This is a genomic window from Gordonia sp. (in: high G+C Gram-positive bacteria), assembly GCF_020438995.1.
Lineage (GTDB): Bacteria > Actinomycetota > Actinomycetes > Mycobacteriales > Mycobacteriaceae > Gordonia.
In genome coordinates this window covers 1-11,965 of record NZ_JAGQTN010000281.1, presented here as the reverse complement: position 1 = coordinate 11,965, position 11,965 = coordinate 1, and the positions used below count along the sequence as shown (strand labels likewise).

Below are 11,965 nucleotides of genomic sequence, written 5' to 3'. Positions count from 1 at the left end.
TCTGATCTACTGAAACGTTCTACTGCAACATTCTTGCCAGTAGATGTTTCAGTTACCGACAAAGGACTTCGCGGTTAAACCGTTCAACACTCGAGCGATCAGGACCAGATTTGAGTGCCGTGACGAATGTCGGATCCCTCCTCCCAACGACTATGTATCGGCGGACTTGTGCTGCGCGGACGGCTCAGCCTGCGGACCAGGACTGCGGGCGGGATCAACAGCAGACTCGACCGCACCGGCGGAGTCGGTGCCCTCGTCGAAGGCCTGGTCGGCTTCGGGGTGGTCGGTGTCGAACGATTTGGGCAGCTTCTTGAGCTGGCTGTTCATCGACCAGATCAACAGCGCTGTGCCGATGAGCAGCAGGAGGATGATCAGCAGACCGAACGGCGAGGACTTGCCGAACTCGGGGCCCTCCGGATTGTCCGCGGCCAGCAACAGGGTGGCCGACTGGAGTGCGGTGGTCATCACGGGGTCTCGATTCCGGCGAATAGATCGGTCTCGGGGATCGAGGTCTGGACGCGGGTCTTGGCCAGCTCGAACTCCTCCGTCGGCCACAGCCGTCGCTGCCATTCGGTGGGCACCGCGAAGAACACCCCGTTCGGGTCGATCTGGGTGGCGTGCGCGCGCAACGCCTCGTCGCGGGCGGGAAAGAAGTCGTCGCAGGTGATCTGTGTGGTGACCCGGGCCATCAGATCGCCGCCGCGTGCGTCCCAGCGGGCGAGCCACTCCTTGAACGGGCTCTCCTGACCGTTCTTCTCGAACTCGTCGGAGAACGCCACCATGCGGGCCCGGATGAAACCATGCGTGTAGTACAGCTTCGACACCGTCCACGGATCACCCGCGTCGGGGAACGCGTCCGGATCGCCGGACCGCTCGTACGCCAGCATCGAGACCTCGTGACAGCGGATATGGTCGGGATGCGGGTAGCCGCCGTGCTCGTCGTAGGTGATCATGACGTGCGGACGGAACTCACGGACCACCTTGACCAGCGCCTCGCCGGACTCCTCGAGCGGGATGGTGGCGAACGAGCCCTCCGGCAGCGGGGGCAGCGGATCGCCCTCGGGCAGCCCCGAATCGACATATCCGAGCCAGGTCTGCTGCACACCGAGCGCGGCAGCGGCCTTGGCCATCTCCTCCTGCCGGACCTGCGCAATGTTGTCCTTGATTCCAGGACGATCCATCGCCGGGTTCAGAATGTCACCGCGTTCGCCACCGGTGAGGGTGACGACCAGCACCTCGTGGCCCTCGGCCGCGTACTTCGCCGTCGTCGCCGCGCCCTTGGACGATTCGTCGTCGGGGTGGGCGTGCACCGCCATCAGTCGGAGTCCGGACGGCCGCTCGAGATCAGTCACGCTTCCCTCGCCTTCAGCTACGTGTCTGGGCTCCATGGTAGGTATTGACGCGTGACTAGCGGACCCCGGGCCACGTACCCAGCCGAACGATCCCCTCAGAGCCGGCGTCGCTGGTTCATCGCCGGATCGACATTCGTGGTGATCGCCGGAGTGGCACTGGCGGTGTTCGCGTACTTCAAGTACTCCGACACCGACGTCAAGGGCGAGGTCACCGGCTACGAGGTCATCGACTCACAGACGGTGGCCGTGCAATTCACCGTGACCAGGTCCGATCCGTCACGACCGGCCGCCTGCGTGGTCCGCGGACGTTCCCTCGACGGCAGCGAAACCGGTCGCCGCGAGATCCTCATCCCGCCGGGCAAAGAGTCCCAGATCGGTTTCAAGACCACTGTCCGCACGTCGCAGCCACCCGTCATCGGCGAGGTGTTCGGGTGCACCACCACCATTCCCGCCTATCTGAAAGCAGATAAAGAGTGACAGAACCCACACAGCCCGGACCGGAAGAGTCTGGGCAGGTCGCGAACGCCGCACCCCACGGGCGTGCAGTCTTCGCGGCCGTACCGAGTCTGTACTTCCCGATGCTGATGGCCGCCTTCGTGGGCGTGATGCTGATCAGCAATATCACCGCCACCAAGGGTGTCGTCCTGTTCGACAGCTGGCTCCACATCAACATGGGGCCCATCGAGATGAACGGACTCGTCACCGACGGTGCGTTCTACCTCTTCCCTCTCGCATACGTCCTCGGCGACGTGATCAGCGAAGTCTACGGTTTCCGGGCCATGCGCCGGACCATACTCACCGGCTTCGCCGTACTACTCGTCGCGTCCCTGTGCTTCTGGCTGACCATCGAACTGCCTGCGGCCGACTTCTACGAAGGTCAGCAGGCGTTCCGCGACGTCGCCGGAGTGGTTCCCCAATTCCTGGCAGCCAGCCTGGCCGGTTACCTCGTCGGCGAGTTCCTCAACTCGTACGTCCTGGTCAAGATGAAGGAACGCACCGGCGAAGGCAAGCTCTGGGCGCGGCTCATCTCCTCGACTGTCGTGGGCGAACTGGCCGACACCATCGTGTTCTGTTCGATCGCAGCAACGGCGCTCGGCATCTCCACCTGGGGTGACTTCGTCAACTACACGGTCGTCGGGTTCGTGTGGAAGACCCTCGTCGAGATCCTCGTGATGCCGCTGACCTATCTGGTGGTCAACCGGCTCAAACTCGCCGAGCCGACATATCGTGAGGCGCTGCGCGCCCAGAGTCGTATGGCCTCACCAGCGGGGGCAAAAGCCATCTGAGTGGTTGCTCAGGTGTGCAGTTAGCCGCCGTTCTCGTGTGATCTACGTCCTGGAACCTGGTATGATGGTCGGATACACACGGCTCCGCGAGGGGTCGTGTTGCTGCATTTAGAGCAGTCCACATGCCCTGGAAGGGCGCACCGCGAGTTGGTGAGCGCCCTGTCGGGTGCGGACGACACAAAGGAGTGACCATGACCGACACCCAGGTGACCTGGCTGACCCAGGAGTCGCACGACCGCCTGAAGGGTGAGCTCGACTCACTGATCGCCAACCGCCCGGTCATCGCCGCCGAGATCAACGAGCGCCGCGAAGAGGGCGACCTCAAGGAGAACGGCGGCTACCACGCCGCCCGCGAGGAGCAGGGCCAGCAGGAGGCACGTATCCGCCAGCTGCAGGATCTGCTCAACAACGCCAAGGTCGGCGAGGCCCCGACACAGTCGGGTGTCGCGCTGCCCGGTTCGGTGGTCAAGGTCTACTACGACGGCGACGAGAGCGATTCGGAAACCTTCCTGATCGCCACCCGTGAGGAAAGCGGCAAGAACGGCGACATCGAGACCTACTCGCCGAGTTCCCCGCTCGGTGCCGCGCTCATCGACGCCAAGGTCGGCGAGTCCCGCGAGTACACAGTGCCCAGCGGCGCGACGGTCAAGGTGACCCTCGTGAGCGCCGAGCCGTACCACAGCTGACGCCCACCCAACAGCATACAAAGCGCACACGACGTGCGGTTGTTGCCAATAATCCGGCACCAACCGCACGTCGCGTGCGCTTGGTTGTCTGCCTGTCGAGTCGGACACCACTGACGTGTTTGTCCGAGTAGCCGTGTACAAATAGCTGACTCCACATCGAGCAACGGTTGCGGAGGGCCACTCGCAGTACTTCGACAAGTGCCGACTGACATAGCAACTGCAACCCTCGACTTCTCAGTCGACCAGCGTCAGTGAGGCGACAGCGGCGACGATGTCGTCCGCGAAACCGTGAGCCGCCTCGTCGCTGTCGGCATCGACAGCGACAGAGGGGTCGGGTCTGTTTCATTCCGGTAGTTGTCGTCGTAGTCGAATCGCAGGTCCCCGGAGTCGGATTGTGTCAGAAGCCCACAACGGACTCCATCCATGTAGACGGCCAGTGCATCAGCCATGCGCGTCGGCCTCGGCCGCTGGGTCGACTACGGCGTCGAAGGCGACGCCGAGTGCACCGGCAGGCGGCGGACATACTACCAAGTATAGTCAGGACTAAAGTCCCAAATTTGGGTTATTGGATCGTGACATGCAAGGAATCACACCCGGTCGCGGTAAGGTCTGAGCTGCATCTTTACGATACTTAACTTACCGTTTGGTAACAATTGGCGATGGTGTGGTGACCCGTTGATCGGTCTGGCGTTCATAGTGGTGGTGTTCGTCGCCACGACCGTTGTCATTGTCATCTCCGGCTTCACCCACCGCGACGAACCACACCAGGCGCCGGTCTCGCCGGCACTGCAGCCGGCACCCGCCGAACTGGTCGCGCTCCTGCCCGCTCACGTAGTCGAACGTGGCGTGGGCATGGTCGGATGCGGGCGCCTCTGATCGCCGGTGCCGTCGGCCGTGCCGACTTCGCGCACTGTCAGACCCGGTTACTACGCTGGACTGCATGCAGTTCGATGAGATCGCGGGTCTGCGCGGCAGCAGCGCCGCCTGGCGGCTGTTGCGCGCCGACAACGCGCCGCTGATCCTGTCGTTTCTCGGGCGGGTGTTCGTCGACGAGAACATCCGCGAGATCTCCGCATCCCACCTGGCATCGCTGCTCGACGACGAGTTGTACGCACTCAACAAGCGTCTCGGCGAGGGCACGTTCCCCAAGACCCCCAAGGCCTACCTCGACGACTGGTCGGCGCCCGCGGCCGGCTGGCTGCGCAAGTACTACATCGCCGACAGCGACGAGCCGCACTACGACGCCACGCCATCGGTCGAGCGGGCCGTAGCCTGGGTCAATGCGTTGCGCGAACGCGGATTCGTCGGCACCGAATCCCGCCTGAACACGGTGTTCGAGCTGCTGCGGCAGATCGTCTACGGCACCGAGACCGATCCGGAGATCCGCCTCACCGAGTTGCGCCGACGCCGCGCCGAGATTGACGCGGAGATCGACGCGGTCGAGCGCGGCGACATCACGGTCCTCGACGACACCGGCCGCAGCGATCGCTACCAGCAGTTCGCCGACATCGCACGTGCTCTGCTGTCCGACTTCCGCGAAGTGGAAACCAATTTCCGCGCACTCGACCGGCAGATGCGCGAACGCATCGCCACCTGGGGCGGCACCAAGGGTGAGCTGCTCGACGAGGTGGTCGGCAGCCGCAACCTGATCAGCGATTCCGACCAGGGCCGCAGCTTCCAGGCCTTCTACGATCTGCTCCTCTCGACCGACAGACTCGACGAGCTGACCGGACTCATCGGGCGGGTGCAAACCCTCGGCGTATCCGGCACCGACCCCAGGCTCGGCCATATCCACCACGACTGGCTCGACGCCGGTGGTCGCGCACAGGCAACGGTGCGGCAGCTGTCCGAACAACTGCGCCGCTTTCTCGACGATCAGGTGTGGCTGGAGAACCGCCGCGTGATGGATCTGCTGCGCGGGATCGAGACCACCGCGATCGCCGTGCGCGATCAGCGCACCGACGACTTCCGCCACGACATCGACGCCGCCGCACCGGCGATCGTCCTGCCGATGGAACGCCCGCTCTACCGGAAGCCCGCCGCCGCTTCGGTGGACAGTTCCGGTATCGCCGCCGGGCACGCCGAAGGATCGTCGGCGGCCCTGTTCGAGCAGGTGCACGTCGACCCGGCCCCACTCATCAAGAGCGTGCACAAGATCCTGCGCAAACAGCCGCAGATCACCCTCGGTGAAGTCGTCGCGACGGCTCCGCTGCGCCAGGGTCTGGCAGAGCTGGTCACCTACCTCGCACTCGATGACGCGGCGTTCGCGAAGACCTTCGATGACAATGCCACCGACACCGTGACCTGGTCCGACGACGACGGCGTGACCCGTACCGCCCGCATCCCGCGCGTGATCTTCACCCGCGCGGCCACCACGGCAGGAGTCGCCCGCCGATGAGCAGACCGGTCCCCCGCAACGAACTGAGCCTGCCGGTGGCAGTCACCGCCCTGATGAAGGGCGTGGTGTACCGCGACACTCACGAAACGGTGTGGCCGCATCTGCTCGGCCTGACCGCGCAGGTGTCCGACTACGTCGGCACGCTGGGCCTGACCGTCATTCTCGACGAGGCCGAAGGGTACGCCTACCTCAGGTCCAAGTCCGACGAGGATCTGGCCGAGCAGTCCATTCCCAGGCTCGTTCCACGACACCAGCTTTCATTGCACACCAGCTTGCTGCTGGCGCTGCTGCGCAAACGTCTGGCCGAATTCGACGCCTCCGACACCGGGACCAGACTCATCCTCGATGCCGACCAGATCACCGAGATGATGCTGCCGTTCCTGCCGCAGACCACCAACGAGGCACGCGCGGCCGACCAGATCGACACCGCGTTGCGCAAGGTCGCCGACCTCGGCCTGGTGCGGCGAATACCCAAGCAGGACAGGCAGTTCGAGGTGCGCCGGGTGATCAAGGCGTTCGTCGACGCGCAATGGCTCGCCGATCTCGACACCCACCTCGCCGAATATGCGCGGCTACTCACCGAAGGACGATGACGTGACCGGACTGTTCTCCGCGACCGAATTGCAGACCTCCGACACCAAGGCCGGTTTCCGGCTGCACACCTTTCAGGTGCTCAACTGGGGCACCTTCGACTCCCGGGTCTGGACGCTTCGGCTCGACGGCAACAACGGCCTGCTCACCGGCGATATCGGTTCGGGCAAGTCGACTCTCGTCGACGCGGTGACCACACTGTTACTGCCGGCCAACCGGGTCGCCTACAACAAGGCCGCCGGCGCCGACACCCGCGAGCGTGACCTGCGCTCGTATGTGCTGGGCCACTACAAGTCCGAGCGCAACGAGATGACGGGCACGTCGCGGCCGGTGGCCCTGCGTGGCACATCGAGCTATTCGGTGATCCTCGGAGTCTTCGTCAACGAGGACTTCGACGAGACGGTCACACTCGCGCAGGTCTTTTCGATGCGCAACGACGGCGGGCAACCGGAACGGTTCTATACCGTCACCGATCGGGCGCTCGACATCACCACCGATTTCACCGACTTCGGGACCGACCTCAAGATCTTGCGTAAACGCCTGCGCGCGGGCAAGACCCGCATCCACGATCATTTTCCCGACTACAGTTCCGACTACCGCCGGGCACTGAGCATCAAGTCCCGGCAGGCGATGGACCTGTTTCATCAGACGGTGTCGATGAAGGCGGTGGGCAACCTCAACGACTTCGTGCGCGAGCACATGCTCGAACCGTTCGACGCCGGTTCTCTCGTCGACGGGCTGGTCACCCATTTCCAGGACCTCACCGCCGCTCACGATGCCGTCGTGGTGGCCCGCCGCCAGCTCGAAGAACTCGCCCCCCTCCTCGACGACTACGACACCTACTCGGGCCATGTGGCGAAGGCGGAGCGGGCCAGGGCCCGCCGTGAGGCGCTCCGGTTCTATTTCGCCGAGCGGACCTGCGAGCTCCACGAGGCCGATATCAGCGCGTGCGATCGTGACCTGGGCAGTGCCGGAAGCGAACTCGCCGACGTCGACGACCAGCTCTCCGACTTGCGGGCACAGCTCGACCGGTTGCGGATCGAGCAGGCCGGACTCGGCGGCGATCAGATCGCCGCGCTCGAACAGCAGATCGCCGATTCCGAACGGCAGCGATCCGAACGGGCAGAACGGCACGCACACCACAGCGCACTCCTCGATGACGCCGGACTGCCGTCGGTGGCCGACCGCATTCAGTTCGACCAGCGACTACGCGAGGTGACGGCCACGATCGACTCGCTCGACGGCGAGATCAGCGAGCGGCGCAACGCCCTTACCGAACTCGGTGTCGACCGCAGAACTCTCGCCGACGACGGCAAGCGGGTGGCCGGGGAGATCGCGAGCCTGCGCGGGCGCACCTCCAATATCCCCGACCGCGACCTGCGTATCCGTGAACTGATCTGCGACGGAGTGGGCGCCGACGCCGCGTCGATCCCGTTCGTCGGCGAGCTGATCGGTGTCCGCGACGACGAAACCCGTTGGGAGGGTGCGGCAGAACGCGTCCTGCGTGGCTTCGGTCTGTCCTTGCTGGTGTCCCAGGACGACTACGATCGGGTGTCCGCGTGGATCAACGGCCATCATCTCGGCGGCCGGGTGGTCTATTACAAGGTGCCGCCGAAGGCGTCGCTGCACGGCGTGAGCACTCCCCCGCCGGGCGCCCTCGCCCACAAACTCGACATCAAGGAGGGACCGTTCTACGACTGGCTCGAACGCAGGCTGTACGAACGCGCCCGTCACATCTGCACCGAGACGCTCGAACAGTTCCGGACCGAGGAATTCGCGGTCACCACCACCGGGCAGATCCGTTCGGGCGGTGGCAGGCATGAGAAGGACGACAGATTCCGCGTCGACGACCGGCGCAACTATGTTCTGGGCTGGCGCAACGAGCAGAAGATCGCGGCCCTACTGGCCGAAGGACAGCGCATCCAGACCGAACTGAATCGCGTCGACACCGAGATCGGCTTGCACACAAAGCATCTGACCTCGATGGAGCGGCGCCGGGCCGCACTGGACAAACTGACGATGTTCACCGCGTTCGATGCCATCGACTGGATGTCGCAGGCGGCCAGGACCGCGACCCTGCGCGAGCGCAAGACCCAACTCGAACAGGCGTCGAAACAGCTTGCCCAGATCACCGCCGAGATCACCACCACCGGCGAGGCGATCGCCGCGGCGACGGGACGCCGGGATCGCCTGCTCGGCAGTATCTCCCGGCTCGAGGACGCACTGGCGCGGGCCACCGCCGGACGCGACGACGCGCGCGCGATCCTGGCCACCGACGACGCTGCCCGCCACCTCGATCATGCCGAGGCGATCGACGCCGCCGTCCACAAGTCCGTCGGCGGCGGGCGGCTCACCCTTGCGAGCTGTGCCACGCTGCAGGGCACTCTGGCCGCCGACCTCACCGACGAGGCCGAACGGCAGTCCGCGCGCGCCCAGACTCTGGCGACCCGGGTGGTCAACAAGATGTCGGAGTTCAAACGCAACCATCCGGTGCTGACCACCGAGATGGACGCCGATATCGCCGCGGCCGATGAATTCAACTCTCTGCGAAGGCGATTGGCCGACGACGACCTGCCCCGGTTCGAATCCGAGTTCAAGACCTACCTGAACACCAACGCGATCCGCGACATCGCGCACTTCAAGGCCAAACTCGACACCGAGGAACAGAAGATCCACAGCAAGATCGACACCATCAACGAATCGTTGGTCGGCATCGACTACAACCCGGGACGCTATGTGCGGCTCGAGGTCACCGGATCACCCAACACCGAGATCCGCGAGTTCCGCGAACGGCTGCGCCGATGCTCGGACGGCACCTTCGACGCCGATGCCGACGACCACTACGCGGAGGAGAAGTTCCTCGAGGTCAAAGCTCTCGTCGAACGTTTCCGGGGCCGCGAAGGCAGCACCGACATCGACCGTAAATGGACCCGATATGTCACCGACGTACGCAACTGGGTGAGTTTCGCGGCATCGGAACGCTTCCGCGACGACGACCGCGAGTTCGAGAACTACACCGACTCCGACGGCAAGTCGGGCGGGCAGAAGGAGAAGCTCGCCTACACAATCCTCGCCGCGTCGCTGGCGTATCAGTTCGAGCTCAAGTGGGGCGCAACCGCTTCCCGTGACTACCGGTTCGTAGTGATCGACGAGGCGTTCGGCCGCGGATCGGACGAATCCGCCCGCTACGCCCTGTCGCTGTTCCGCAAGCTCGGCCTGCAATTGCTGATCGTGACGCCGCTGACCAAGATCTACACGATCGAACCGTTCGTGTCGTCGGTCGGTTACGTGGAGAACCGGACCGGCAGCAACTCGCAGCTCCAATGCCTGACCATCGAGGAGTACCGCACGCAACGAGATCTGCGGGAGATGATCACGATCGTCGGCGACGACACAGGCACATGACCGGCTGGACCACCCCCGCCGATGTCACCGCGCGCCTGCGCAGACGCTGGGATCGTGGCGACTACCTCACCGCCGCCGCCCGCGGCGACAGGTTCGAGACGGTGGAGGTGCCGATCAGCGGACCACGGGCCGGCGAACTCGGTGAGCGGTTCGACGAGGTACGCGACTGGGTGACCACCTGGCACCGCGCCGCCCGGTCCCCCCACATCGAAGTGCTCACCAGGACGGTCGGTGGCCGCAAGTTCGGTGTCAACGAGTTGCCCGCACGGGTGCGCGTCACCTCGCTCGCCGCGCTGACCGGTTTCCTGGGGACCTCGGACGAGCGTCGACGGCACACCCGGATGCTGGCCCAGGCGTCGGGGTATCCCTTGCTGTGGGAGTGGGTCGCGGCCAAACCCGGCCGCGCACTGCGACACGGCGACGAGTTCGGCGACCTGGTCACCGCCCTGACCTGGATCGCGGCCAACGCGGGATCCGGGCGGCAGTTGCGGGAGGTCGACGCGCCCGGCATAGACACCAAGTTCATCGAATCGCACCGCACCGTTCTGCTCGAACTCGGCCCGCTCGTCGTCGCCCCCGATCTCATCGACACCACTGAGAAGTCGATCGCCGGGCGTTTCGGATTCGCCACCGGAGCCGCTCGCATTCGCCTGCGCTTTCTCGATCCGGACGTCGCCTCACCGCTGCCTGGTTTCGATGATGTGGAGGTGCGGGTCGCCGACCTGGCCCGGATGCCGCTGGACGTGGACAGCGTGGTGATAGTGGAGAATCTCGCCACGTATCTGTCGTTTCCCGCGAGTCCGCGGGCGGTGCTCGTATTCGGTGGCGGATATGCGGCCGCGGCCGTGGGCGGTCTTGGCTGGCTGCGCGACAAGCGGGTCTACTACTGGGGTGATCTGGACACGCACGGTTTCGCGATCCTCGACCGCGTCCGGGTCACCGCGCCGCACACCCGGTCGTTTCTGATGGACAGGCCGACGCTGCTGGCCCATCGCACGCAGTGGGGCACCGAATCGTCGCCCGTGGACCGGCCGCTACGGCATCTGACGGAGGCCGAATCGGCGCTGTACCGGGAGCTGGTCGAGGACGTGCACGGCCGCGGCGTCAGGCTGGAGCAGGAACGCATCCGGCTGCCGGTGAACCTTGCCGAAGTGGTGGCCGACGACACCGCCTAGACGCGCCTAGACGACGTCGCCCACCCTGTCGGCGTCCTCGCATGCCAGAGCGGGCGACATCTGCTGTAGCGCTCCCGGCAACACGGCACTCTCGGGTTCGGCGGCGTCGACGGTGACCGACTGCGCGTCACGCCGCCCGAACGCCGCCGCGACAATCGCACTCCACGGCGAATACACGATGGCGACGGCGACCGCGATGACCGCCATGATGGCGACGGCGTCGAGAATGTAGTGGTTGGCCGTGATCATCACCACGAGGATCGTCGACACCGGGTACAGCGCGCCGAGCACCCGCACCCAGGTCCGCTTCGCGTACAGCACGATCATCAGGCCGCACCAGATGGCCCAGCCGCAGTGCAGCGACGGCATCGCCGCAAACTGGTTGCTCAGCGAGTCCGGTCCCGGCGATCCCGACGGACTCCACCAGCCCCACGACGACGTCTCCGCGAGCGTGTCGACGAAGCCGTCGTACATGCGCGGTGGGGCCGTCGGCATCAGGTAGAAGCCGGCCAGCGCCATCAGCGTGGTGAGGATCAGCACGAACGACCCACGCCGATACCCGGCCTTGTTGGTAATGAACAGCCACGCCGCGGTTCCGATCGTCATCCACCAGTGCAGCGTGTGATAGTGCACCGACGCGACGTCCCGGACGATCGTGAAGTGCTCGCCGAGGCGGTTCAGCGACATCTCGACGTCGATGTGCAGCTTCTTCTCCAGGTCCAGGACGGCGGTGCCGTGCCGGAACGCCGGCTCGACGTCCTTGCCGCCGAGATTGCGGATGTAGGAGTAGATCCGGTAGATCGAGTAGATGACCGCCAGCTCCAGCCACCACCGCGGCACAGAGAAGTAAGTCCGCGCCCAGGTCAGCCACAAGAACACACGCGCACCACGGCCCGCCTGATCAGCGGGCCGGGTCTGCGATTCGTCTTGAGCCGTTATGGACATGGCCTCCCCACCGGTAACGTCTGGGTGAAATCTTCAGGAACACGAATGTGCGACTCACCAAGGACCAAGAGTAACGCCTGGGCGTCCGGTGAAGGTGGCGGCCCACGGCGACAGGCCCGTCAGATGC

General features: G+C 65.1%; 12 protein-coding genes. 8 read left to right on the top strand and 4 right to left on the bottom strand.

The window, feature by feature from the left end; translation table 11 throughout:
- Positions 1-150: 150 nt before the first annotated feature.
- Complete coding sequence (locus tag KDB67_RS20015) at positions 151-465, bottom strand: hypothetical protein (RefSeq protein WP_291019752.1); 315 nt, start codon at positions 463-465, stop codon at positions 151-153.
- The gene (gene mca, locus KDB67_RS20010) at positions 465-1,316 is read right to left on the bottom strand and encodes a mycothiol conjugate amidase Mca (RefSeq protein ID WP_291019757.1); all 852 of its coding nucleotides are present in this window, start codon (positions 1,314-1,316) and stop codon (positions 465-467) included. Before mca ends, KDB67_RS20015 begins: the two co-directional genes overlap by 1 nt.
- 87 nt (positions 1,317-1,403) lie before the next feature.
- On the opposite strand from mca, the gene KDB67_RS20005 reads away from it, so the two are divergent.
- The 3 genes from KDB67_RS20005 to greA all read left to right on the top strand — a co-directional run bounded on the left by KDB67_RS20005 (position 1,404) and on the right by greA (position 3,324).
- Positions 1,404-1,829, top strand: coding sequence for a DUF4307 domain-containing protein (locus KDB67_RS20005; RefSeq protein ID WP_291019749.1), 426 nt, complete (start codon positions 1,404-1,406; stop codon positions 1,827-1,829).
- A gap of 89 nt (positions 1,830-1,918) precedes the next feature.
- On the top strand, positions 1,919-2,638 hold the full coding sequence (locus tag KDB67_RS20000) for a queuosine precursor transporter (RefSeq protein ID WP_291019754.1): 720 nt from the start codon (positions 1,919-1,921) through the stop codon (positions 2,636-2,638).
- Positions 2,639-2,829: 191 nt separating this feature from the next.
- Positions 2,830-3,324: a transcription elongation factor GreA gene (greA, locus tag KDB67_RS19995; RefSeq protein ID WP_291019747.1), complete on the top strand. Its 495-nt coding sequence runs from the start codon at positions 2,830-2,832 to the stop codon at positions 3,322-3,324.
- 248 nt (positions 3,325-3,572) lie between these two features.
- Here greA and KDB67_RS22435 read toward each other — a convergent pair whose 3' ends face one another.
- The gene (locus KDB67_RS22435; RefSeq protein WP_366852636.1) at positions 3,573-3,749 is read right to left on the bottom strand and encodes a HipA N-terminal domain-containing protein; all 177 of its coding nucleotides are present in this window, start codon (positions 3,747-3,749) and stop codon (positions 3,573-3,575) included.
- Positions 3,750-3,999: 250 nt separating this feature from the next.
- Between KDB67_RS22435 and KDB67_RS19990 the strand changes: the two genes are divergently transcribed.
- The 5 genes from KDB67_RS19990 to KDB67_RS19970 all read left to right on the top strand — a co-directional run bounded on the left by KDB67_RS19990 (position 4,000) and on the right by KDB67_RS19970 (position 10,893).
- Positions 4,000-4,200, top strand: coding sequence for a hypothetical protein (locus KDB67_RS19990; RefSeq protein ID WP_291019744.1), 201 nt, complete (start codon positions 4,000-4,002; stop codon positions 4,198-4,200).
- A gap of 64 nt (positions 4,201-4,264) precedes the next feature.
- Positions 4,265-5,722: a DUF3375 domain-containing protein gene (locus KDB67_RS19985; RefSeq protein WP_291019741.1), complete on the top strand. Its 1,458-nt coding sequence runs from the start codon at positions 4,265-4,267 to the stop codon at positions 5,720-5,722.
- Complete coding sequence (locus KDB67_RS19980) at positions 5,719-6,315, top strand: DUF4194 domain-containing protein (protein WP_291019738.1); 597 nt, start codon at positions 5,719-5,721, stop codon at positions 6,313-6,315. Before KDB67_RS19985 ends, KDB67_RS19980 begins: the two co-directional genes overlap by 4 nt.
- A gap of 1 nt (position 6,316) precedes the next feature.
- Positions 6,317-9,718, top strand: coding sequence for an ATP-binding protein (locus KDB67_RS19975; RefSeq protein ID WP_291019735.1), 3,402 nt, complete (start codon positions 6,317-6,319; stop codon positions 9,716-9,718).
- Positions 9,715-10,893: a Wadjet anti-phage system protein JetD domain-containing protein gene (locus KDB67_RS19970; protein WP_291019732.1), complete on the top strand. Its 1,179-nt coding sequence runs from the start codon at positions 9,715-9,717 to the stop codon at positions 10,891-10,893. The genes KDB67_RS19975 and KDB67_RS19970 overlap by 4 nt, the downstream gene beginning before the upstream one ends.
- Positions 10,894-10,899: 6 nt before the next feature.
- Here KDB67_RS19970 and KDB67_RS19965 read toward each other — a convergent pair whose 3' ends face one another.
- Complete coding sequence (locus KDB67_RS19965; protein WP_291019729.1) at positions 10,900-11,838, bottom strand: phosphatase PAP2 family protein; 939 nt, start codon at positions 11,836-11,838, stop codon at positions 10,900-10,902.
- Positions 11,839-11,965: the final 127 nt, after the last annotated feature.

Bases quoted from the DNA above. Each gene is read 5' to 3' on its own strand.
- KDB67_RS19980 (WP_291019738.1), top strand. From the start codon at position 5,719: ATGAGCAGACCGGTCCCCCGCAACGAACTGAGCCTGCCGGTGGCAGTC.
- KDB67_RS19985 (WP_291019741.1), top strand. From the start codon at position 4,265: ATGCAGTTCGATGAGATCGCGGGTCTGCGCGGCAGCAGCGCCGCCTGG.
- mca (WP_291019757.1), bottom strand. From the start codon at position 1,316: ATGGCGGTGCACGCCCACCCCGACGACGAATCGTCCAAGGGCGCGGCG.
- KDB67_RS22435 (WP_366852636.1), bottom strand. From the start codon at position 3,749: ATGGATGGAGTCCGTTGTGGGCTTCTGACACAATCCGACTCCGGGGAC.
- KDB67_RS19970 (WP_291019732.1), top strand. From the start codon at position 9,715: ATGACCGGCTGGACCACCCCCGCCGATGTCACCGCGCGCCTGCGCAGA.
- KDB67_RS20015 (WP_291019752.1), bottom strand. From the start codon at position 465: ATGACCACCGCACTCCAGTCGGCCACCCTGTTGCTGGCCGCGGACAAT.
- greA (WP_291019747.1), top strand. From the start codon at position 2,830: ATGACCGACACCCAGGTGACCTGGCTGACCCAGGAGTCGCACGACCGC.
- KDB67_RS19965 (WP_291019729.1), bottom strand. From the start codon at position 11,838: ATGTCCATAACGGCTCAAGACGAATCGCAGACCCGGCCCGCTGATCAG.